General features: G+C 40.3%; 16 protein-coding genes and 2 pseudogenes. 2 read left to right on the top strand and 16 right to left on the bottom strand.

The annotated features are described in order from the left end of the window. Window positions 1–61: 61 nt before the first annotated feature. The 13 genes from HT688_RS01210 to rpsL form a co-directional block, all read right to left on the bottom strand. Entirely contained in the window at window positions 62–292 is a 231-nt protein-coding gene (locus HT688_RS01210) for a GlsB/YeaQ/YmgE family stress response membrane protein (protein WP_000901572.1), read from the bottom strand. A gap of 9 nt (window positions 293–301) precedes the next feature. Further along, window positions 302–1,543 carry an aminopeptidase gene (locus HT688_RS01205; protein ID WP_172923471.1) on the bottom strand — a complete coding sequence of 414 codons (1,242 nt, stop codon included), beginning with the start codon at window positions 1,541–1,543 and terminating at the stop codon, window positions 302–304. Window positions 1,544–1,564: 21 nt separating this feature from the next. Then, a complete protein-coding gene (locus tag HT688_RS01200) occupies window positions 1,565–1,711 on the bottom strand; it encodes a hypothetical protein (RefSeq protein ID WP_000776637.1) in 147 nt (48 codons plus the stop codon). Window positions 1,712–1,732: 21 nt separating this feature from the next. Continuing rightward, entirely contained in the window at window positions 1,733–2,011 is a 279-nt protein-coding gene (locus HT688_RS01195) for a type II toxin-antitoxin system YafQ family toxin (protein WP_000913059.1), read from the bottom strand. Next, window positions 2,004–2,267 (bottom strand): type II toxin-antitoxin system RelB/DinJ family antitoxin, encoded by a 264-nt coding sequence (locus HT688_RS01190; RefSeq protein ID WP_000047859.1) that lies wholly within the window; start codon window positions 2,265–2,267, stop codon window positions 2,004–2,006. Before HT688_RS01190 ends, HT688_RS01195 begins: the two co-directional genes overlap by 8 nt. A gap of 93 nt (window positions 2,268–2,360) precedes the next feature. After that, complete coding sequence (locus HT688_RS01185) at window positions 2,361–4,253, bottom strand: DUF262 domain-containing protein (protein ID WP_000230430.1); 1,893 nt, start codon at window positions 4,251–4,253, stop codon at window positions 2,361–2,363. Beyond that, on the bottom strand, window positions 4,247–5,560 hold the full coding sequence (locus HT688_RS01180; RefSeq protein WP_000155164.1) for a DUF262 domain-containing protein: 1,314 nt from the start codon (window positions 5,558–5,560) through the stop codon (window positions 4,247–4,249). The genes HT688_RS01185 and HT688_RS01180 overlap by 7 nt, the downstream gene beginning before the upstream one ends. Before the next feature lie 7 nt (window positions 5,561–5,567). After that, a complete protein-coding gene (locus HT688_RS01175) occupies window positions 5,568–6,518 on the bottom strand; it encodes a helix-turn-helix transcriptional regulator (RefSeq protein WP_001064600.1) in 951 nt (316 codons plus the stop codon). Between the two features lie 109 nt (window positions 6,519–6,627). After that, entirely contained in the window at window positions 6,628–7,149 is a 522-nt protein-coding gene (locus HT688_RS01170) for a DnaA ATPase domain-containing protein (RefSeq protein ID WP_000247996.1), read from the bottom strand. A gap of 87 nt (window positions 7,150–7,236) precedes the next feature. Then, window positions 7,237–11,628 (bottom strand): PolC-type DNA polymerase III, encoded by a 4,392-nt coding sequence (locus HT688_RS01165; protein ID WP_000071441.1) that lies wholly within the window; start codon window positions 11,626–11,628, stop codon window positions 7,237–7,239. A 103-nt stretch (window positions 11,629–11,731) separates the two neighbouring features. Continuing rightward, entirely contained in the window at window positions 11,732–13,813 is a 2,082-nt protein-coding gene (gene fusA, locus HT688_RS01160; protein ID WP_000090345.1) for an elongation factor G, read from the bottom strand. 279 nt (window positions 13,814–14,092) lie between these two features. Then, a complete protein-coding gene (rpsG, locus tag HT688_RS01155) occupies window positions 14,093–14,563 on the bottom strand; it encodes a 30S ribosomal protein S7 (RefSeq protein ID WP_000087873.1) in 471 nt (156 codons plus the stop codon). A gap of 19 nt (window positions 14,564–14,582) precedes the next feature. Beyond that, on the bottom strand, window positions 14,583–14,996 hold the full coding sequence (gene rpsL, locus HT688_RS01150; RefSeq protein ID WP_001142332.1) for a 30S ribosomal protein S12: 414 nt from the start codon (window positions 14,994–14,996) through the stop codon (window positions 14,583–14,585). Window positions 14,997–15,279: 283 nt separating this feature from the next. On the opposite strand from rpsL, the pseudogene HT688_RS01145 reads away from it, so the two are divergent. Beyond that, a pseudogene (locus tag HT688_RS01145) lies at window positions 15,280–15,431 on the top strand (IS30 family transposase); the annotation flags it as partial. Window positions 15,432–15,688: 257 nt separating this feature from the next. On the opposite strand, the gene HT688_RS01140 reads toward HT688_RS01145, so the two are convergent. Further along, complete coding sequence (locus tag HT688_RS01140) at window positions 15,689–17,686, bottom strand: thiol-activated cytolysin family protein (RefSeq protein ID WP_001071074.1); 1,998 nt, start codon at window positions 17,684–17,686, stop codon at window positions 15,689–15,691. A 579-nt stretch (window positions 17,687–18,265) separates the two neighbouring features. Here HT688_RS01140 and spuA point away from each other — a divergent pair. After that, a pseudogene (gene spuA, locus HT688_RS01135) lies at window positions 18,266–22,068 on the top strand (LPXTG-anchored pullulanase SpuA). A gap of 75 nt (window positions 22,069–22,143) precedes the next feature. On the opposite strand, the gene HT688_RS01130 reads toward spuA, so the two are convergent. Continuing rightward, window positions 22,144–22,908, bottom strand: a complete 765-nt coding sequence (locus tag HT688_RS01130; RefSeq protein WP_000942261.1) for an amino acid ABC transporter ATP-binding protein — start codon at window positions 22,906–22,908, stop codon at window positions 22,144–22,146. A 9-nt stretch (window positions 22,909–22,917) separates the two neighbouring features. After that, window positions 22,918–23,640, bottom strand: a complete 723-nt coding sequence (locus HT688_RS01125) for an amino acid ABC transporter permease (RefSeq protein ID WP_000362517.1) — start codon at window positions 23,638–23,640, stop codon at window positions 22,918–22,920. Window positions 23,641–23,642: the final 2 nt, after the last annotated feature.

Raw genomic sequence — 23,642 nt, 5'->3', positions numbered from 1 at the left:
CAACCTGCGGCTAGTTTCCTAGTTTGCTCTTTGATTTTCATTGAGTATCAGATTTAAGAAATTAACTTCCTCGTCTCCAGAAAATCGCTAAGACAATCATGGAACCTAGTACTGCAGGGATAATGGCTGTTCCTGCTATTATCGGTCCCCAAGTTCCAAAAAGCAAATGGCCTATAAAGGCACCAATCCATCCTAGAAACATTTTTCCAAAACATCCCATTCGCTCTCCACGATTGGTCAGAGTACCTGCTAAAAATCCAACTAGAAGACCAACGAACATACTTCCTAACATATTATCTCCTTAATTTGCCCAATCTCCCTTACGGAAGAGTGGTACACGTGTCCCATCCTCACGGATACCATCGATATCCATTTGGTTAGAACCAATCATAAAGTCTACGTGAACATCTGAACGGTTAAGCCCCGCAGCTTCAAGCTCCTCTTCGCTCATCTCCGCTCCACCAACAACGCTAGTTGCATAGGCTGCACCGATAGCCAAGTGATTTGACGCATTTTCATCGAAAAGGGTGTTGAAGAAGGTAATGCCTGACTGAGAAATTGGACTTGGATCTGGTACCAAGGCACACTCACCCAAGGCACGCGCACCTGCATTTTCAAAGACAAGGTCTTTCATGACTTGATCGCCTTTTTCTGCAGTGATATCCACAATTTGTCCATCCTTGAAGGTTACTTTAATTCCTTCGATGATATTTCCGTTATAGCTAAGCGGTTTTGTAGAAGTGACATAACCATCTGCGCGACGGAAGTCAGGCGCTGTGAAGACTTCCTCTGTCGGCATATTTGGCAAGAATCCTTCGCCCTGTGCATTGATAGCACCAGCTGATTCCCAAACGTGGTTCTTTGGCAAACCAAGAGTCAAATCTGTACCTGGCGCTGTGTAGTGAAGGGCTGAAAATTGCTCTTTATTGAGCATATCTGCCTTGCTCTTGAGGATAGCTGCATGCTCTTTCCAAGCCTTAACAGGATCTTCTTCATAGACACGGCAAGTTTTGAAAATTTGGTTCCAAAGGAGATCGACTGCTTCTTCGTCGCTCGCAGCATTTGGAAAGACTTTCTTAGCCCATTCAAGTCCAGCAGCGGCTGCTACAGTCCAGCTAACCTTGTTGGATTGAGTTGCGATACGCATTGGCTTCATAGCAAGTCCCATAGCTTTAGCAGAAGCCGAAAGCTTGTCAGCGTCCACACCGTTCAAGGCACCTGGATCAGATGAACGAACTCCTAGACGGCTAGCCTTGTTCTCCAAGAGATAGTTCATCTCAGCAATCTTGTATTCAGGCACATTGTCCAGACGCTCCATCGGTGCATGGAGGAATTTCTCACGGTTGATGACATCATCTGTCCACTGAACGATAACCTCATGCGCACCCAAAGCGTAAGCTTCTTTGACAATTAAGTGAGCCAACTCACGTTGCTCCACATCGATAGAGAGAGCCAAAGTGTGACCAGGTTGCACATTGATTCCGTTCGCAACCAATAATTTCGCATATTTTTCTAGATTTTCTTTAAAATTTGGTAAAACCATTCTGTTTTCTCTTTTCTATTTTTATTTAAACAGGGATAGCAGGCTAACCGCTGCTACCGTAGCACAAATCAAAGTTGTTGCTTTCAAAATTTTATCCGAATCCAGTTCCAGCTGATAATCAAAGACTTTTTGGTTCGGTTTATCTTCTGCGAATATTCTAAGTTTCATGAGAACCCCCCTTAAAATTTATTAAAACAAATCACTATGACTGCCTGTCCTCAGCAAATTTAAAATCAATTCTTCCTTGTCTACTTTATAAACCAAAAGCCAATCTGGCTGGATATGGCATTCACGAACTCCTTGAAAATACTTGGATGCCGTCAATTGATGATCACGATATCTAGCAGGAAGTTCTTTTTCTTGAACAAGAAAATTTAAAACTTCTTCTAATAATTCTGCCTTCAAACCACGCTTCATAGCCAACTTAAAATCTTTTTTAAACTGTTTATGATAACGAATCTTAAGCACGCAAGTCCTCCATCAAGTCTGAGACTGATTCAAAAGACTGGCTCATATTACGATTTTGGTCTAAATCCGTTAATACCTCAAGCAACTTCCGATTTTCGTCTAGTCTAACATCGAAAGGTAAACCCTGATATTGAATAGCTTGACGAAGGAAAATATTGATAGCTGTTGTCATATCCATTCCCAGATTATTAAACACCTGTTGGGCCTGCTCCTTAACCTCACTATCCAAACGGATGCTCATACTCGTCTTTGACATACTCTCACCCTCTTTCTATAGACTATTTTAACAAAAAAGAAGGCCAATGTAAATCTATTGGATATACATTAGCCTTCTTCAGATAGATGATTATCATTGTTCTGATGACTTATTTTCTATAAAATGATTTACCCTAGTCAAGATCTCTTTTTCCAATCCTACAATCTGATCTGATTTCCATTTAGTCTTTTCCGTTATGGCAGCCATTATTTGTAATTTTAAACTCTGACGAGGAAAGATACCTTCTTCTTTCCATTGTTTTAATTTGGCCTCTGGATAGGAATTGCCAAACCGGGAGTTCTGACTATCTGTAATGATACAAAGATTGCCAAAGGAATGTAAAAAATCAGCAGGTAATTGGCTCTCTCCATCGTGTCCGTTTGGATTCTGAGGAAACCAATGCTCTATGGAACGGCGATAGGCAAATTTGAAATTATCAAATTTAATATCCTTGTACTCTTTCTCTAATTCGGCACGATTTTTCCATAAAACATAATCTACAAAGTTAAAAGCATAAACAGGAATTGCCCCATATTTTTTGATACTTTTATCTTCAGTAAACAATCTTTCCTCAGCATATCTCACTGCCATTTTCTCAAGAAAATCCTTAAACAGACTAGCAAATTCTGTTTGATTTAACTCTTCAATATGGTTAAACAAGAATTGCAAGATTTCATATAACCAACGACTATCACGATTGGCAGTAAAGGTCACAGCAAACATGGATTGGAGAAGAATGATGTTTTGGTTAATTTCCGAATCTGAAAATGTATTCTTAGTAAAGCGTTCTTCAACTATGTAATGCTCTTTCGCTTTTCCATTAGGTTGATATTCATAATAAGTCCCCTTCTGCAAAAACCATTCATCCTTATTTCTGCTCGAAGAATCCATATTTGAATTTCTAACGATGTAATTATCAAAAATATGTTTTATTTTAAGAAGAAATTCACTGAATTCAATAACCCAAGTCTTATTTTTATTTTTTATATCAAATAGAGCTAGAAGTTTCTTATCGTCTAACTGAACCTCATTGGTATCCTTACCTTCCCAAATTGCCAATACATGGAGTAGGAAGGTTGGAAAATCGATAACTTGGGTATAATCACCAAAATCTTTTTCTACTTCTATATTTTTTTCATTTATCTTTTTTCCTAATATATCTGATAACTTTCTTCTTTCATTTTGATAAAAATCAATATCATCATAAATATTATGAAATGAGTAATTTGTAAAATGCCATCCAAAAATACGTTCACGTTCTTGAAAGTCATCTGCTCTCTTCCGCCGCATCTTAAACTGACTTGCTACCGGCTTATCAAATTCTGCACAGGCATCCCAAATTCTCACAAATTTTTGTGCCATTTCTTGATCTTCACCAAATTTAGACATCATTTGTGCCTTGAGAATCTCATGAGCCTCTAGTTGTTCGCCTCGAGAGTTGAAACGTTCGAAATAAAGATTCAAATCTAAAACCTCAGGAAGTATACTCCGAAAAATGATGACATTCTCAAAAAGATAGTCAACGAAAAACTGAGGATTAAGCTGGCGCTCCTCTAGCACTTTTTTCAATGCGTCTTTAGCATATCCGTAACCTCTAGTCAGCTCATTCTCATCGTCATCAGAAATTTTTTGCTTGGTAAATAGCTTTTGAATGTTCTCATTTGACTTCTTCCTAGCTGGGAAAGTAAGATTGACAGCTTTCAATCTATCAAAACCAAACTCATGTTCCAAAGCCAAGGCAATCAAATTAAGAGCTGTTGTCCGCTGTTGCCCATCTATGATTTTGAAAAGACCATTCTCTTCATTAACGACCAATGTTCCAATATAGTAGTTTTCTCTTTGTTCTTGAAAAGCATCTGCAACATCGTTCAATAATTGCTCAATTTCATCATAAGTCCAAGCAAAATTTCTCTGATAAAGAGGAATAACATAAGTATCTTCATTTAATAAACGATTAACTGATAAGCTTATATGTGTTTCTACCATTTATCTTTTTCCTCTTCTATAATCTTGTCCACAGTATAATTTTCAAATAGCTCTCTATCTATCTTGATCATGAAACCATTCGGAGTAACAGCATGGGATAAAAGTTGAAATAACTTTTGAGTCTCTTTTTGTCTAAAACTTCCACCAGCAGCGTATTTCCCTACCGTTGCATCATATATGGCTTTAGACTTAACCCGAGGGTAGTAAGACCAAATAAACAAGGTCTCTACTATCTCCTTTGATAGCTCATCTTTTCCAAATCTCTCTGCAAAAAGCGAGCAAATATTTAGGAATATATTGTGGCACTTGAGGTAGCGTCCTTTTGAGCTATTGTAAATGTTCAACATGCCTTCTGGGTAAGCTACATTTTTTTCTTCCCCTTCAGATTCATCAGAAAATCCTAACTCTTCATTTAAAAAATCTTTATGATTTTTAATAGTTTCATGAGCAGATTCAATATACTCAAAAAATTTACTTCCATCAATGATTGGCATAGTAATAGACATGGGGAGTTTTTCAATATGACGATACAATTCTAGATATGGAAAGTTCTGATTCAAATCAACACCTTTAAAATCGTCAATAAAATCCTCTGTAAAACGGAGATAAGAACCATAACGCTTGTTTGTCAATCCTGTCTCTCCTCGAGACCAACGTCTCATACGGAAAAGATGTTTATCAAACAACTCTTTGAGACTTAAATCTTTATCCTCTACAAATTGCTCCCACTTTTCAACAATCTTTTCATCTTCTGAATCTTCCTTGCGAAGATGATAGGCTTTGAGCAAATCATGAGGTTCTAAAGATTTTCCACGATTATTCTGAGAATCAAATAACTGAAAGGCCTCTGATAATCGTTCCTGTGGCATAGTAATCACGGAGACAGAACAATTTTCCAATAAAAAGTTGCAAATGTCTTTTGCCTGATTTTCTCCAACCAATTGAGTCAAATTTTCCCACTCATTATAATTTTCACTCGCATGATAGCAAGATAGCTCTCCAAATACAGCAGCACTCATCAGTTGCTTAGCACCCGTATATTTCTCTAAACTATCTAATAAATGAAGAAATAAGGAAATAGAAATTAGCCGTTGCTGTCCATCGACAACATCTAAGTATCCATCATTTTCATGTAAGATAACGGAACCAATCTGATATTCCTTTTTGTCCATAGCATCTCGTAAATCATAAAAAAGATTACGGATATGTTTTCTGTTCCATTTATAAGGTCTTTGATAAGAAGGAATCCGCAACTTCCCTTCTTTCAATAGTTCTCCAACCTTTTTAGAAGTAAATTGAATAGTCATTTTATCCTCATCTATATTTATCTATCATTTCTTGAACTGTTTGCTTCATATCCTCTACTAAAATCCGAGGAGACAAAACAGTAACTGCTTCCCCTTGCCCCAGTAACCAGCGTTTAAGCCCCGGTGTGTGCTGACTTTCAAATTTAAAATGAGTCCAATCGCCATTTTTCCCAACTATTTTTGCATTTGGAAATTGATCCATCACAATCGTCGGATCGTACAAGTACTCGATTTCAATACTGATTTTCTTCCCGATAAAAGCATCTACTCTCTCGTTACGAATATCACCATCTCTAAATTTATCTCGATAAGAAATAGAGGGTTTCTCTATACCACTAAGGGACCATGACTGGATACGGTCTACTCTTAAAGTAATATAAGTAGCATGTTTCAACTGGTAAACAACCAGATAGAAATAATGACTATCATAGTAAAGAGAGACTGGCAAAACAGTCTGCCTCTTAGAAGACTCAGAATAAGGTTTTTGATAGATAATATCTAGAACCTGTTCATGCAAAATAGCTTCTGATAAATTCCATATTTTCTCGATTCTATTTTGTTGATCCGTTAAGGGAGTATAGTTCAGCTTTTCACTGCCAATGATTTGCTCAATTTCTTTCTGATCATCACGGGGAACTAAGACCAGTAAATTATTTAGTAAGCTATCAATTTCTGGCCTATTCAGTGCTCGATTTTCCAATAAAATCTTTGAAATAACAAGTATATCCTTTTTATTAAAAACTGACTTACTTGATAGGCTATACTTATTCATTTTACGGTTATAAAGCAAATCTCCACTATAACTGGTGTTATTAGATAAAATATCACGGAGTAGCGAAAAATCTCTCTGTATCGTCTTTTCACTAACCTCAAATTCCTGAGCCAGTTGCTTTTTTCCTAGTGAAGTACCTAACTGTAAACGTAAAAAAATTGTTAATAGTCTCTCTTGATTATTCATCTGCAATTTCCTTCTACATATTATTCAAACAATATTATTTCTAGTACATTATTATCACTTCTATAGTCTAACTAGCACTTTATATTCAAAACGATTAAAGCAAAATAAACTAGCCCTTAGGTGATTTCAACTGTACCAATATGCCAGATTCGAAGAACTCAACTACGGATTCATCCATATTTTTTAAGTCTTCGGGTAAGCAGTCTGAATATACAATGAAGAGTCTGCCTCTTTTCTTATTCTCTTTGAATTGCTGCATCCAGTATTCCTGTACCCTTTGATCAGCCTCTCCCAAAAGTTGAACTCCCTCCAGAAAAATCAAGTCATACTCTGTATGCTCCATTTGCAGTTTTATCCATTGACTATGTTTAGAAAAAATCAAATTATCTCTCACTCGATAATATCCAAGTGATGCTATTGGAGTAGCAGGTTTTATTTTAGTTAACGTATAAAACAAATGCCATCTGTCAGTCTCTGAAATACCGCAAATGTAAATACATTGAGAATCTTCTTTTAAGTCTATTTGTGGGAATCCAGTCCAATCACTCCCATCATCTTTCAAGCCTTTTTCAAAATTGTAAATTTGCTCTTCAATTGACACGTTAGAATTTAAAATTCCTTGATTCACCATATTATACTCTCTTTTCTATTATTTTTAAGAGAATTATAACAAATCAAGTGGACATATTTTGTCCACTTGATCAAAATAAGCAATTTTTTAAAACAACTCATCAAATAAACTCAACTGGTTATCCTCTGGCATATTTCCAAGAATACCCATTTCATCCATCTTTTCAACCAAGGTTGATGAGAGCCCTCCACGCTTGCGCAATTCTGTTTTAGAAAGGAATTCTCCCTCTTCACGCGCTCGCACCAACTGCTTGGCAACGTTCTCTCCTAGACCATCCATTGCTACAAATGGCGGAATGAGGGTATCCCCATCAATGATGAATTCAGTCGCATCACTACGGTAGAGGTCTAACTTCCCAAACTTGAAACCACGTTCCCACATTTCATTGACAATCTCAAGAGTTGTATAGAGGTCAACCTCCACATTAGAGGCCTCATTGTTCTTCCGTTTTTCAGAGATTTCTTCCATTCTGCGTTTGATGGCATCCAAGCCCGCCCCCATAGTCTTGATATCAAAAGCCTTAGCACGAATGGAGAAGTAGGCACAGTAGTAATAAATGGGATGATGAACCTTGAAGTAAGCTACACGCAAGGCCATCATAACGTAGGCTGCCGCATGGGCTTTAGGGAACATGTACTTAATTTTCCCACAGGACTCGATATACCACTCTGGCACCTTATTAGCCTTCATGGCTTCGATATAACCATTTCGCTCCTCTTCGGAAATCTTGAGCCACAAGCCCTTACGCACCCGTTCCATGATGGTAAAGGCCATCTTAGGCTCGAGGCCAGCATGCATGAGGTAAACCATGATGTCGTCCCGACAACCGATAACGGTTGATAGGTCCGCTATTCCTTGCTTAATCAGATCTTGGGCATTGCCCAGCCAAACGTCGGTACCGTGGGACAGACCAGACAACTGCAGCAACTCTGCAAAAGTCGTCGGATGGGTTTCATCGACCATCCCACGTACAAAGTTGGTTCCAAACTCTGGAATCCCCAACATCCCCGTAGGCGTTCCGATTTGCTCAGGTGTTACCCCAAGCACATCAGTCCCAGAAAAGAGTGCCATCACGCCTTCGTCATCCATAGGAATTTCATTAGGGTCAATACCAGACAAATCCTGGAGTTTCCGAATCATGGTCGGATCATCATGTCCCAGTACATCGAGTTTGAGGACGTTCTCGTCTATATCATGGAAGTTAAAGTGAGTGGTCTGCCATTCAGCCGTCACGTCATCCGCTGGATACTGAACAGGCGTGAAATCATAGACATCCATGTAGTTCGGAATAACAACGATTCCCCCCGGGTGTTGGCCTGTCGTTCGTTTGACACCAGCAGCTCCCTGGGCTAGACGTTCCACCTCTGCATCACGATAAAACTTGCCATAATCTCGCTCGTAGCCCTTGACAAATCCATAAGCGGTCTTGGCAGCCACCGTACCAACCGTTCCTGCACGGAAGGCATATTCTTCACCAAAGATATCACGCACATCCAAGTGGGCGCTAGGCTGATCTTCTCCCGAGAAGTTCAAGTCAATATCAGGAACCTTGTCTCCATCAAAACCAAGGAAGGTTTCAAACGGAATATCTTGCCCATTTTTGCTGAGTTTATGACCACAGTTTGGACAATCCTTATTGGGCATATCAAATCCTGAACCGTACGAACCATCGGTGATAAACTCACTGTACTGACACTGACCACAGACATAGTGAGGAGATAGAGGATTGACCTCCGTAATCCCAATCATGGTCGCAACGAAACTAGAACCGACAGATCCACGAGAACCAACCAAGTAACCCCGTTCATTGGAACGTTGCACCAGCATCTGCGATGCCAGATAAATCACAGCAAATCCATTCCCCAGAATAGAGGTTAGTTCTTTTTCAATCCGCAAATCGACAATATCTGGCAACGGATTTCCATAAATCTCAAAAGCTTTCTTGTAGGTCAATTCAGCGACTGTTTCTTCAGCCTTGTCGATGAAAGGCGTGTACAAGTCACCCTTAACAACCTCAACGGGTTCAAAGATTTCTGCCAAGGCATTGGGATTTTCAATAACCAATTTCCGAGCTAATTCCTCTCCCAAGAAGGCAAATTCATCCAACATTTCATTTGTCGTTCTAAAATGAGCCTTTGGAAGTGGTGCTGGTTGGGCATGTTCTCCATGCCCGATAGTTCGGTTAATCATAGCCCCCTGTCCCAAGCTACGGACGATAATTTCACGGTAAATCTCTTCTTCCGGTTCGATATAATGGACATTTCCCGTAGCTAGAACGGGCTTACCAAGACGGTCTCCAACTTCTATCAAACTCTTGATAATGGTCTGGAGTTCCTCCATATCCTTGACCTGCTCCTTAGCAATCAAGGGCGCATAGATAGCTGGTGGCATGATCTCGATAAAGTCATAATACTTGGCCACCTCAACTGCCGCATCCACACCTTGGGAAACAACTGCATCAAAAACTTCACCTTCTGCACAGGCTGATCCTAAAATCAAGCCCTCTCGATGGGCATCTAAAACCGTTCTCGGAATTCGTGGCACCCCTTCAAAGTACTTGGTATTAGACAAGGAAACCAGCTTAAAGATATTTTTTAGCCCCACTTGATTCTTGACATAAATAGTCGCATGCTTGATCCGAGCTTTTTTATAAGAATCTGGACTAATCAAATCAATGTTGAGTCTAGCTAGATCGGTCACACCATGTTTTTCTGCTACCTCTTTGATAAATATAAAGAGCAGACGACCAGTAGCTTCCGCATCGTAATTGGCCATGTGGTGATGTTCCAAGGCCACACCAAAACGCTTGGTCAAAGGCCCCAAACCATGACGTTTATACTCAGGATAGAGATTTCTAGCAAACTCAAGTGTATCAATAACTGGTTGGCTAATCTTTGGCAGACCATGACGCTCATAATTGGCATTCATAAAGCCAACGTCAAAGGTCGCATTGTGGGCAACTAGGACCGTATCCTTACAAAATTCTTGGAATTCTTGCAGAACTTGTTCCAGTGGTTTGGCATTTTTGACATGATCATCTGTAATTCCAGTCAACTCAGTAGTAAAAGCTGACAAGGGATGCCCAGGATTGATAAATTCATCAAATTCAGCAATAACATTCCCCTTGTACATCTTAGAAGCCGCAACCTGAATCAAATTATTATAGATAGCTGAAAGTCCCGTCGTTTCCACGTCAAAGACCACATAGGTCGCTTCTGACAAGTCCATCTCCACTTCGTTATAGACGATAGGGACACGGTCCTCCACGATATTGGCTTCCATTCCATAGATTAGCTGAATTCCCGCTTTCTTAGCCGCCTTATAGCCATGTGGGAAGGACTGGACATTTCCATGATCCGTGATGGCAACCGCCTTGTGTCCCCACTTAGCAGCTGTCGCAACGATTTCTTCTACCTCTGGCAAAGCATCCATGGTCGACATATTAGTATGAGCATGAAACTCAACCCGACGCTCACCTTCCGGCATCAAATCCTTCCGCTCATAGTGAACAACTTCCTGCACATCCTGCACGTTCATAGTCAAATCGCGTGTGAAGTTATTCATCTCCACATTCCCACGAACTCGGAGCCAAGAATTCTTCTTGATGAGGTCAAATTTCTGAGCCTCTTCCTCGTTCTTAACCCACTTTTGCATAGAAAAACTTGAAGTGTAGTCCGTCATTTTAAAGTTGATCAAAACACGCCCTGTTCTGGTCACTTTTTGCTCTACATCAAACACAACCCCTTCAAAGACCAGACGATTTTCCTCCGTCGTCACTTCAATCATAGGAGTAATCTCCGCCTTGTCTAACTTCGGTTTAGCTGCAGCTTTTTTGGCTTGAAAATCAAAGGCTGGTTTCTCTTCCGCTGGAGGAGGTGCCATCTGTTCCAGTTGCTCCATAGCACGGAGCGCTTCCTCATTGGCGGCTTGAACAATCTGCTCATTTTCAGCATGAAAAGCCTCTTCCTGCTCTTGGGTCAGCACATCATTTTTCTCTACTTGACAGTTAAAAGTTGGAAAACCAAATTTTTCAAGTTGTTTGGCTAAATTAGGAAGATGATTTTTCTTAAAGTGTTCCTTATCAATCGCCTCAGAGCCTTCAATAAAGAGTTGATTGCCCTCCGCACGAACTTGCAAATTTTGATAAAGGGACTTAAAACCTTGACTAGCACATGGCCCGTCAGAAAAAGCCTCTCTATAATAGGCCTGCAAGAGTTGGTTTGAAAAATCTTGAGACAGAGTCTTGATTTCAAAAACAGCTTTATTGCCTGTCTTAGAAAATTCCTCACTCAAACCTTTCTTTAATTCTAAAAAGATTTCAATCGGTAAAATATTAGAAAATACGAAATGAAACTCCCATATCTTACTAATTTTATGAACCACAACTCGCTCAATATCAGCCTGTGATAAAGCAGGATCCTGTCTCATTTCAGCAGACATCCCCAGTTGATTCATCAAAATTTCAAAACTGTTTGACATTCATTTTCCTCACATTATTCTCCTACTATTTTACCATATTTAGAGGTATTTTCTAAAGACAAAAGGAAGCCACTAAGTGACTTCCTTCTAGAGTGAGGACTGATTAGTCTTCACCTTTGTTTTTCTTAATGATTTCTTCTTGTACTGACTTAGGTACATCTTCGTAGTGGTCAAATACCATCATGAATGTACCACGTCCTTGAGATGCAGAACGAAGGACTGTTGCGTAACCGAACATTTCAGCAAGTGGAACGTAAGCACGAACGATTTGGCTGTTACCATGTGCTTCCATACCATCTACACGTCCACGACGAGCAGTTACGTGCCCCATAACATCACCAAGGTTTTCTTCTGGAACAGTGATTGTTACAAGCATCATTGGTTCAAGGATAGCTGGTTGTGCTGATTTAGCAGCTTCTTTAAGGGCAAGTGAAGCCGCGATCTTGAAGGCAGTTTCAGATGAGTCGACATCGTGGTATGAACCATCGTAAAGCTTAGCTTTAACGTCAACCATTGGGTAACCTGCAAGAACACCGTTAGCCATAGATTCTACCAAACCTTTTTCAACCGCTGGGATAAATTCACGAGGAACCACACCACCGACGATTGCGTTTTCGAATTCGAATCCTTTACCTTCTTCGTTTGGAGTAAATTCAATCCATACATCACCGAATTGACCTTTACCACCAGACTGACGTTTGAAGAATCCACGTGCTTGAGTAGAAGCGCGGAATGTTTCACGGTAAGATACTTGAGGAGCACCTACGTTCGCTTCAACTTTGAACTCACGACGCATACGGTCAACAAGGACGTCAAGGTGAAGCTCACCCATACCTGAGATAACTGTTTCTCCAGTTTCAACGTTTGTTTCAACGCGGAATGTTGGATCTTCTTCAGCCAATTTTTGAAGGGCAATACCCATCTTGTCTTGGTCAGCTTTAGATTTTGGCTCAACCATCAATTGGATAACTGGTTCTGGAACGTTGATTGACTCAAGGATGATTTTAGCTTTTTCATCTGTCAATGAGTCACCAGTTGTAGTATCTTTCAAACCAACGGCAGCAGCGATATCACCTGAGTAAACAGTGTCAATTTCTTGACGGCTGTTAGCGTGCATTTGAAGGATACGTCCGATACGTTCACGTTTACCTTTAGAAGTGTTCAATACGTATGAACCTGATTGAAGAACACCTGAGTAAACACGGAAGAATGTCAAACGACCTACGAATGGGTCAGTCATGATCTTGAAGGCAAGAGCTGCAAATGGCTCTTCATCAGATGCTGGACGAGTTTCTTCAGCATCTGTATCTGGGTTAATACCTTTGATAGCTGGGATGTCAAGTGGGCTTGGAAGGTAGTCAATAACCGCATCAAGCATCAATTGAACACCTTTATTCTTGAAGGCAGAACCACACAATACTGGGAAGAATTCAACGTTGATAGTCGCTTTACGGATACCAGCTTTCAATTCTTCGTTAGTGATTTCTTCACCTTCGAGGTATTTCATCATCAATTCTTCGTCAGTTTCAGCAACTGCTTCAATCAATTTTTCACGGTATTCTTGAGCTTGGTCAAGGTATTCAGCTGGGATGTCTTCTTCAAGGATATCCGTACCAAGGTCGTTCGTATAGATTTCAGCTTTCATCTTGATCAAGTCGATGATACCACGGAAGTCATCTTCAGAACCGATTGGCAATTGGATTGGGTGTGCATTTGCTTGAAGACGATCGTGAAGTGTGCTTACAGAGTAAAGGAAGTCAGCACCGATTTTGTCCATTTTGTTAGCAAATACGATACGTGGAACTCCATACTCAGTTGCTTGACGCCAAACTGTTTCAGTTTGAGGCTCAACACCTGATTGTGAGTCAAGAACTGTAACCGCACCGTCCAATACACGAAGAGAACGTTGTACTTCGATAGTGAAGTCCACGTGTCCTGGTGTGTCGATGATGTTTACGCGGTGGTTGTTCCATTGAGCTGTTGTCGCAGCAGATGTGATAGTGATACCACGCTCTTGCTCTTGCTCCATCCAGTCCATTTGTGACGCACCTTCGTGAGTTTCACCGATTTTGTGGATTTTACCAGTGTAGTAAAGGATACGCTCAGTTGTAGTTGTTTTACCAGCATCGACGTGAGCCATGATACCGATATTACGAGTTTTTTCAAGTGAAAATTCGCGTGCCATGAGGTTTGTTTCTCCTATTTATTTTTGATTTCTATTCTATTATAACACGATTTTAATAAAAACGGATAGGCAGGACCTACCCGTTCTCAATGTTTTCATGCTATTGTTGGTTTCAACTTGTAGATTTACAAGTTGAATTGAACTCGGGCTAAAGTTAATTAGCCGATTTGAGCCGGAACGGGATGCTGTGTGAAAAAGATAAACTTCCTTGTATTCGTCGAATACTGCGTCAGTTTCCTATTTTCACCTTGCATCCTTACCGTTCCTAGCATCATGATTTTACCAACGGAAGTGTGCGAATGCACGGTTAGCTTCAGCCATACGGTGAGTGTCTTCACGTTTCTTAACTGCTGCACCAGTGTTGTTAGCAGCATCCAAGATTTCTTTTGCAAGACGATCTTGCATTGTGTGTTCACCACGAAGACGAGCGATTGTTACCAACCAACGAAGTCCAAGTGTTGTACGACGTTCTGGACGAACTTCAACTGGGACTTGGTAGTTAGAACCACCAACACGACGTGCACGTACTTCAAGTACAGGCATGATGTTTTCCATAGCTGTTTCAAATACTTCAAGTGCATCGTTGCCAGTAGCTTCTTTGATTTGTTCAAAAGCACCGTAAACGATTGAAGCAGCTGTACCACGTTTACCATCAAGCATAACGCGGTTGATAAGACGAGTAACTAGTTGTGAATTGTAAAGCGGATCTGGCAATACGTCACGTTTTGGAGCTCTATTTTTACGACTCATTTCTCTTTATCCCCTTTCCTTATGCTTTTGGACGTTTAGTACCGTATTTAGAACGGCCTTGTTTACGATCGTTAACACCTGCAGTATCAAGTGCACCACGGACGATATGGTAACGTACCCCTGGAAGGTCTTTTACACGTCCACCACGAAGAAGAACCACGCTGTGCTCTTGCAAGTTGTGTCCGATACCTGGGATGTAGGCAGTAACTTCGATAAGGTTGCTCAAACGTACACGAGCGAATTTACGAAGGGCTGAGTTAGGTTTTTTAGGTGTCATTGTTCCAACACGAGTTGCAACACCACGTTTTTGTGGTGAAGAAACGTTTGTTTGAACTTTTTTATGACTGTTGTAACCAACGTTCAAAGCTGGTGATTTAGATTTTTCTACTTTTGATTTACGCGGTTTGCGAACCAATTGGTTAATTGTAGGCATCTACATTCTCCTGTGTTTTTTTATTTTTGGTGATGATACACTTGGTGACAGCTATCATCTGTGTGTACTTTTGCAACATTTGTCAGCACGTCCCTGTACACTCTTGAGAGACCAAAAGTAAAAAGTACCGTCTATTATTGTAACAAAATTTTCCCTTGCTTGTCAAGATATTTTTCTTTTTTATTGTTAATTTTAGCTCTGCGTAACTTCTCAAAGTAACTTCCACTTGCCTGACCGAAGTGGAAATTAGTCTAAAACGGATTTTTATGGTGGAATTAAGTGTGAGACTTTCCGTTCCATCGTTGAGAATATGGGAAAAGGTCCGTCAACGATTTCAAAGGAAATTAAGCGCAATCGCATCATGCATCCAACATCCGTCAAATCTGATTGCACGGATTGCCCTCTTCTCAAAAAGCTCCTTATGTCTGTAACAACGCGTTTTTCTCATACTAAAAGCTAGGTTGTGGAAAACTGGAAGTTAGTTTTATATTGAATTGAAATAAGACATGAACAAATTTATTGGGAAAGTCAACTTAATTTCTAGAAATGTTTTAATAGCAACAACGTACTATTCTAGTTTCAATCTGCTATAGAAGTTACCCTTTTCATTCTCTCAAAAGTCAATCATAAAAGAGGAGAAATCGAAGTTCCTCCTCTTCACTGTTTACTATCGAATCAAGTAAATCAAATCGTTACTCATTCACAATTTTTTCATCAACTTTAGGGTTTAGAGTTGTTCCCCAATGTGTAATTGTACGCTGTTGTACTAGTGGTAAGTCTGTGCGGTTGTAAACTGTACGCCATGGTTCCCATACAAGACCCGTCTTTTCTTGAACCTTGATACGAAGATTACGGACATTTCCTTTAAATTGAATCTCTGTTTGGAAGCCTGAAGTTCTGTTTTTCCCGTTATCTTCCCATTGACGTGAACGGATTTCTGGATTTCCTTGTTCATCATATGTAATTTCATCCCAATAGATGTAGTAACGCGCAACATAAGCACCCTTATGATGAAGTTTCAAGAAGCCATTTTTGTAAGAAGTAACCTTCGTTTCGATATAGTCTGTACTATTTTGTAAAGTTGCTTGGGCATTATCTTTTAGGAAGGCAGTCTTATATGAGATTGGCACAGCTGGACTTTGAGCGCTAAAGTTAGCTCCTTCTCTGATGAGTTCCTTCAAGTTTTCGACTGTTCCTGTGACAACTTTGGCGGCACCGCTAGCATTACCTCCTACAATTACCGCTGTTACAGAAGTATTCTTCAATAGACGGCTCCATTCAGAATTTGGAGCAATTGTTGCGCCTTTGATAACCGCATTGATAGCTGCTTTTAATTCAGTAGACTTACTTGTTGACTCAAACTTAACATAGATTTGACGTCCGTAAGAAACGTTTGATACATATACAGGTGGAGTTTGTGAATCAACGCCTCTTTGTTTTAAATCTTCAGGTGTCACACTCTTGTCAAATACAGCCGCTGGATTGGTCGGTGCATCAAATGTCGCTGTATAGTAGATTTGTTTAAAGTTTACAACTTCAATTTGCTTTTCACCCTTTTGCACAGCCTCAAAGTCAATCTTGAGCGGTGCGCCTGCTTTTTCAAAGTCTGCACCAAATTTTGCTTTCAATTGATTCATGCTATAGGCTGTAGTCGATTCATACTGAACACGGGCAGGAACAGAATGGCTAGATGAGTAATTCTTTGTCCATCTTTCAACCAAGGTATTCATCGCAGACTGCATACCACTAGTTGTAGGATCTGCTTCAATTCGGCTGTCAGACTGAATCATACCAGGTAAATCGACGCTGACTGTCCCTTTTGCACGGGCAAGACTAATCAATTCTGGCTGATTTTCTAGCAGATTTTGGTTTGCCTTATACAAGCCACCTAGGAAGACATTTTGATTTCCATTGATGGAAACATCTGCTGTACCTGTAGAGAGGGTTTTCTTGATTTTTTCTACAACGACAAACTCTCCATTTTGTTCCTTAGCACTTGTGTTGTAGCGATTTTCTAAGGTTTCTCCCTTGCGAGTTAAAATATCCAAAGGATCATAAGTTAAGCCAAAAAGGTAGTCTTTCAATGCTGATGTTTGATCTACTACTGGTGCAGTTCTATCCTGTCCAACTTGAGTTGTTGCTGAACGGAATACTTCCACTTCTGCCAAGCTCAATGGGGTATTTTTAGTTTTCAACTCCACTTTTACATAACGAGCGTCTTTGGCTGTGAAGAAAACTTCAAGTTCTGCCTTCCCATTCAAACTATCAAAGTGTTGACGAGCAACTTCTTTTTTTGCTTCATTTAACAAAACAACATCAAAATTGGAAAGACGATTAGCTACATTCCCATCTCCACGATTGTAAAGTTTAACTTTTCCAACATTCTCTGTTTTTCCAAGATCAACTTGCCACCAAGCATTGTCTTCAAAGTTTGTGTGCGTTACAGAATGGTGCCCATAGTCACTATCAACATTACCATCCACTGCTCGTGTAGCAGCTCCTCCATAAGCAGTAGAACTTTGACTAGCTTGTTTTCCACGAGCGATGTTTTCTATCTCAACTGGACGATTCCCTTGCTCTGTAGCCAAAGCTACTCCCTGAGCGTTCAATAAAAAGGCCGCAACAACAGCACTACACACACCGAGTCCACACTTTTTGACAAACCGATGCAAACGTTTTTCTTGATTCATTCCTTATTCCTCCGTTTTGTAATGAATACGTTTTCCTATTTGTCTATAGTCTATCAAATTTCAAGCAAAAGTCAAGCACAAACCAGCAAAAAAGTCAAGAAAATAAGAAGAAAACGTTTGCTGAATTTTTCTGATATTTTCTTTAGATTTCCAGTAAATACTATAGTTTGGAAACTAGATAAAACTTGAGAAGCGCTAGCTTTTTCTCTTCCTATTTATAGTTTCGCTAGATGAACTTTTTAAAGAAATATTAGAGATCAATTTCTGAATAAAAATAGCTGAGAATACATCATCTTCCTAATAACACGGCTTGTCTTATGTGACATTTTTATACTCTTCGAAAATCTCTTCAAACCACGTCAACGTCGCCTTGCCGTACTCAAGTACAGCCTGCGGCTAGTTTCCTAGTTTGCTCTTTGATTTTCATTGAGTATTATCTCCATCATTTATACTGATATATAAAATAGTACGGAAAACTTCTCAAAAGTAAGAATTTCTTTTACAAATCAAAGAAAACGCTTGCACTATTTCCTACTGCATGCTATACTGGTATAAAAATTTATTGATTGGAGAATCATTATGAGAAAAACACCAACTCACACTGAGAAAAAAATGGTCTACAGCATCCGTTCCCTCAAAAATGGAACTGGTTCTGTCCTTATTGGAGCAAGCCTTGTCTTGCTTGCCATGGCTACACCAACTATCTCAGCAGACGAAAGTACACCAACCACTAACGCAAATAATAGTGAAACTACTACTGCCCTTGCCCAGCCTCTTACTGATACAGCAACTAGCACTGGTAAGAAAGAAAGCGATTTTTCTTCACCTAATAATGCAAGCGCTTCCCTAGAGAAAGAAGAAAAACCTGCAACAGAGGCTACCACTCCTGTTGCAAGCCCAGCCGATCCAGCACCACAAACTGGACAAGATCGTTCAAGTGAGACAACTACTTCCGTATCCATGTCAAAAAACTTCCTGAAAAAAACAAGGATGCTCAAGGACTATGGACTTGGGACGATGTTGAAAAACCATCTGAAAATTGGCCAAACGGAGCCTTGTCCTTCAAGGATGCCAAAAAAGATGACTACGGCTATTACCTAGATGTCAAATTAAAGGGAGAAGAAGCCAAGAAAATTAGCTTCCTCATCAACAATACAGCTGGAAAAAATCTAACCGGCGATAAATCTATAGAAAAACTAGTTCCAAAAATGAACGAGGCTTGGTTAGACCAAGATTACAAGGTTTTCTCTTACGAGCCACAGCCTGCAGGAACTGTTCGCGTCAACTACTACCGCACAGATGGCAACTATGACAAGAAATCTCTCTGGTACTGGGGAGATGTGAAAAATCCAAGTAGCGCTCAATGGCCTGACGGAACAGACTTTACGGCTACAGGCAAATATGGCCGCTATATCGACATTCCTCTTAATGAAGCCGCAAGAGAATTTGGATTTTTATTACTAGATGAGAGCAAAGAAGGAGACGACGTGAAAATCCGTAAAGAAGATTATAAGTTTACAGATTTGAAAAATCATAGCCAAATTTTCCTAAAAGACGATGACGAATCAATTTACACAAATCCATACTATGTCCATGATATCCGCATGACAGGGGCCCAACACGTAGGAACTTCTAGCATTGAAAGTAGTTTTTCAACACTTGTCGGTGCTAAAAAAGAGGATATCCTCAAACACTCCAACATCACTAATCACCTAGGAAATAAAGTAGCTATCACCGATGTTGCAATAGATGAAGCTGGTAAAAAAGTGACCTACAGCGGAGATTTCTCTGACACAAAACACCCATATACTGTTAGCTACAATTCCGGCCAATTCACTACCAAAACAAGCTGGCGCCTGAAAGATGAGGCTTACAGCTATGATGGTAAACTTGGAGCTGATCTTAAAGAAGAAGGAAAACAAGTTGATTTGACCCTCTGGTCACCAAGTGCTGATAAGGTTTCTGTCGTTGTCTACGACAAGAATGACCCTGACAAAGTAGTTGGAACTGTCGCTCTTGAAAAAGGGGAAAGAGGAACTTGGAAACAAACTCTAGACAGCACAAACAAACTCGGAATCACCGATTTCACTGGATACTACTATCAATACCAAATCGAGCGTCAAGGTAAAACTGTTCTTGCACTCGATCCTTACGCTAAATCTCTTGCTGCTTGGAATAGCGACGATGCCAAGATTGACGATGCCCATAAAGTGGCTAAAGCCGCCTTTGTAGATCCAGCTAAACTCGGACCTCAAGACTTAACTTATGGTAAGATTCACAATTTCAAGACTCGTGAAGACGCCGTTATCTACGAAGCTCATGTGCGTGATTTCACTTCAGATCCTGCCATTGCAAAAGACTTGACCAAACCATTTGGTACCTTTGAAGCCTTTATTGAAAAACTAGACTACCTCAAAGACTTAGGTGTGACCCACATCCAGCTCCTTCCAGTCTTGTCTTACTACTTTGTCAATGAATTGAAAAACCATGAACGCTTGTCTGACTATGCTTCAAGCAACAGCAACTACAACTGGGGATATGACCCTCAAAACTACTTCTCATTGACTGGTATGTACTCAAGCGATCCTAAGAATCCAGAAAAACGAATCGCAGAATTTAAAAACCTCATCAACGAAATCCACAAACGTGGCATGGGAGCTATCCTAGACGTAGTTTATAACCATACAGCCAAAGTCGATCTCTTTGAAGATTTAGAACCAAACTACTACCACTTTATGGATGCTGATGGGACACCTCGAACTAGCTTTGGTGGTGGACGCTTGGGGACAACCCACCATATGAGCAAACGGATCCTAGTTGACTCTATCAAATATCTAGTTGATACCTACAAAGTGGATGGCTTCCGTTTCGATATGATGGGAGACCATGACGCCGCTTCTATCGAAGAAGCTTACAAGGCTGCACGCGCCCTCAATCCAAACCTAATCATGCTTGGTGAAGGTTGGAGAACCTATGCTGGTGATGAAAATATGCCTACTAAAGCTGCTGACCAAGATTGGATGAAACATACCGATACTGTCGCTGTCTTCTCAGATGACATCCGTAACAACCTCAAGTCTGGTTATCCAAACGAAGGTCAACCTGCCTTTATCACAGGTGGCAAGCGTGATATCAACACTATCTTCAAAAATCTCATTGCTCAACCAACCAACTTTGAAGCAGACAGTCCTGGAGATGTCATCCAATACATCGCAGCCCATGATAACTTGACCCTCTTTGACATCATTGCCCAGTCTATCAAAAAAGACCCAAGCAAGGCTGAGAACCATGCTGAAATCCACCGTCGTTTGCGACTTGGAAACCTCATGGTCTTGACAGCTCAAGGAACTCCGTTTATCCACTCTGGTCAGGAATACGGGCGTACCAAACAATTCCGTGACCCGGCCTACAAGACTCCAGTAGCAGAGGATAAACAACCAAACAAATCTCACTTGTTGCGTGATAAGGATGGCAATCCATTTGACTATCCTTACTTCATCCATGACTCTTACGATTCGAGTGATGCTATTAACAAGTTTGACTGGACTAAGGCTACAGATGGAAAAGCATATCCTGAAAATGTCAAGAGCCGTGACTATATGAAAGGGTTGATTGCCCTTCGTCAATCTACAGATGCCTTCCGACTTAAGAGTCTCCAAGATATCAAAGACCGTGTCCACCTCATCACTGTCCCAGGTCAAAATGGCGTGGAAAAAGAGGATGTAGTGATTGGCTACCAAATCACTGCTCCAAACGGTGATATCTACGCAGTCTTTGTCAATGCGGATGAAAAAGCTCGCGAATTTAACTTGGGAACTGCCTTTGCCCACCTCAGAAATGCTGAAGTTTTAGCAGATGAAAACCAAGCAGGACCAGTCGGAATTGCCAACCCTCAAGGACTTGAATGGACTGAAAAAGGCTTGAAATTGAATGCCCTTACAGCCACTGTTCTTCGAGTCTCTCAAAATGGAACTAGCCATGAGTCAACTGCAGAAGAGAAACCAGACTCAACCCCTTCCAAGCCTGAACATCAAAATGAAGCTTCTCACCCTGCACATCAAGATCCAGCTCCAGAAGCTAAACCTGATTCTACTAAACCATCTGCAACAGTAGCTGATGCAGAAAATAAACCTAGCCAAGCTACAACTGGTTCACAAGCTTCACAACCAGCACAAGAAGCACAAGCATCATCTGTAAAAGAAGCGGTTCGAAACGAATCGGTAGAAAACTCTAGCAAGGAAAATATACCTGCAACCCCAGATAAACAAGCTGAACTTCCAAATACAGGAATCAAAAACGAAAACAAACTCCTATTTGCAGGAATCAGCCTCCTTGCGCTCCTTGGTCTCGGTTTCTTACTAAAAAATAAAAAAGAGAACTAAACTAGCCCTCCTATAGAACTATCCCCCAAGCCTTAACGCTCGGGGGATTGATTTTTGCCCTGATAAGCCTATCTATCAAATCATATATTCTACACTATAGGTCGCATCCGAGAGTATTCGTGCCAAAAATTGCTTGGTTCGTTCTTCTTTTGGACGACTAAAGAAATCATGGGCATTATTTTCTTCAACAATTTTCCCACCGTCCATAAAAATAACATGATTGGCTACATCTCTAGCAAAACCCATCTCATGAGTCACTACTACCATAGTAACTCCTTCTTTAGCTAACTGTTTTAAAACATCTAAAACATCCCCTACCAACTCTGGATCCAAGGCCGATGTTGGCTCATCTAATAAAATGACCTCTGGTTTCACAGCAATGGCACGCGCAATACCGATTCGTTGTTGCTGGCCTCCAGAAAGCTGAGAGGGATAGTAAGCTTTATAAGCTAGTAAACCAACTTTTTCTAAGGCAGCTTCCGCACGTTTTGTTGCTTCTTCCTTAGGAATTTTCCGAGCAATAATCAAGCCCTCCAAAATATTTTCCAAGGCCGTTTTATTAGCAAATAAATTATAATGTTGAAAAACGAAAGCAGTCTTCTTGCGAATTTCTAAAATATCTTTTTTAGTCAATTTTCCAAGGTCGTATTCTTTATCAGCAAGCTTCAAAGAGCCACTATCGGCTTTTTCTAAATGATTGAGACATCTGAGAAAAGTCGTTTTACCTGATCCAGATGGCCCCAATATTACAACCACATCCCCTTGGTTGACCTTGAGATTAACATCTCCCAGGACTTGTCTGTCTCCAAATTTTTTTGCAACATGTTCTACTTGTAACATTGTCTCCTCCTATGCTAAACCTGTACTGGGCACTACTTGTCCCTTTCTTCTTTGAATATAGCGTTTCTCTAAGATTGAAAAGCCCCATTGAATCAATCCGCAAATAAGAATGTACTGTAAAAAGATCACAAAATAGGATTCAAAATACTGATAACCATAAGACGCTTCAACACGGGCAATTGCTGTAATATCCTTAATGGTCATCACAAAGACCAAAGAGGTTCCTTTTACAATATTTATGACTAGATTAGCCAGATTGGGCAAGGCTGATTGCAAGGCCTGTGGAAAAACAATCCTCACATAAGCCTGACTAGTGGTTAAACCAATCGCTTGTGCAGCTTCTAATTGTCCCTTATCCACAGTCAAAATAGCCGAACGTAAGATTTCTGATAAACTACCTGTTGTCATCAAACTATAGATAATAAAAGCATAATAGATCGGATTGAGTTTAAAGATATCAACATCACTCCCTATGCTTTTGAGAAATTGATTGAGCAAACTCGGAAACAAACTATAAAAGAAAAGAATCAGCAAAATCGGAGGTGTTGCTCTTATAAAAGCTAGATACACGAGAGAGAAAGTTCGAACACCTTTGACTTTATATATTTGTCCCAGAGCTAAAAACAAGGCTGGTCCAAAACTTAAGACCATGGCTACAATCATAATGATTAAGGTGGTTGGCACCCCTTTTAAGGTCTCTAAAAAAGTTTTCGCAATATAGTCTAAATCCATAT

It is taken from the genome of Streptococcus sp. 1559 (genome assembly GCF_013276735.1).
In the GTDB taxonomy this organism is placed as follows: Bacteria; Bacillota; Bacilli; order Lactobacillales; family Streptococcaceae; genus Streptococcus; species Streptococcus pseudopneumoniae.
The sequence above is the reverse complement of the archived record's forward strand: the minus strand, read 5'-3'. Positions and strand labels throughout refer to the sequence as shown.

What these genes read in the sequence shown, in the direction of transcription:
- HT688_RS01210 (WP_000901572.1), bottom strand. Translation starts at nt 292, where the DNA reads ATGTTAGGAAGTATGTTCGTTGGTCTTCTAGTTGGATTTTTAGCAGGT.
- HT688_RS01205 (WP_172923471.1), bottom strand. Translation starts at nt 1,543, where the DNA reads ATGGTTTTACCAAATTTTAAAGAAAATCTAGAAAAATATGCGAAATTA.
- HT688_RS01200 (WP_000776637.1), bottom strand. Translation starts at nt 1,711, where the DNA reads ATGAAACTTAGAATATTCGCAGAAGATAAACCGAACCAAAAAGTCTTT.
- HT688_RS01190 (WP_000047859.1), bottom strand. Translation starts at nt 2,267, where the DNA reads ATGTCAAAGACGAGTATGAGCATCCGTTTGGATAGTGAGGTTAAGGAG.
- HT688_RS01185 (WP_000230430.1), bottom strand. Translation starts at nt 4,253, where the DNA reads ATGGTAGAAACACATATAAGCTTATCAGTTAATCGTTTATTAAATGAA.
- HT688_RS01180 (WP_000155164.1), bottom strand. Translation starts at nt 5,560, where the DNA reads ATGACTATTCAATTTACTTCTAAAAAGGTTGGAGAACTATTGAAAGAA.
- HT688_RS01175 (WP_001064600.1), bottom strand. Translation starts at nt 6,518, where the DNA reads ATGAATAATCAAGAGAGACTATTAACAATTTTTTTACGTTTACAGTTA.
- HT688_RS01170 (WP_000247996.1), bottom strand. Translation starts at nt 7,149, where the DNA reads ATGGTGAATCAAGGAATTTTAAATTCTAACGTGTCAATTGAAGAGCAA.
- HT688_RS01165 (WP_000071441.1), bottom strand. Translation starts at nt 11,628, where the DNA reads ATGTCAAACAGTTTTGAAATTTTGATGAATCAACTGGGGATGTCTGCT.
- fusA (WP_000090345.1), bottom strand. Translation starts at nt 13,813, where the DNA reads ATGGCACGCGAATTTTCACTTGAAAAAACTCGTAATATCGGTATCATG.
- rpsG (WP_000087873.1), bottom strand. Translation starts at nt 14,563, where the DNA reads ATGAGTCGTAAAAATAGAGCTCCAAAACGTGACGTATTGCCAGATCCG.
- rpsL (WP_001142332.1), bottom strand. Translation starts at nt 14,996, where the DNA reads ATGCCTACAATTAACCAATTGGTTCGCAAACCGCGTAAATCAAAAGTA.
- HT688_RS01140 (WP_001071074.1), bottom strand. Translation starts at nt 17,686, where the DNA reads ATGAATCAAGAAAAACGTTTGCATCGGTTTGTCAAAAAGTGTGGACTC.
- HT688_RS01130 (WP_000942261.1), bottom strand. Translation starts at nt 22,908, where the DNA reads ATGTTACAAGTAGAACATGTTGCAAAAAAATTTGGAGACAGACAAGTC.
- HT688_RS01125 (WP_000362517.1), bottom strand. Translation starts at nt 23,640, where the DNA reads ATGGATTTAGACTATATTGCGAAAACTTTTTTAGAGACCTTAAAAGGG.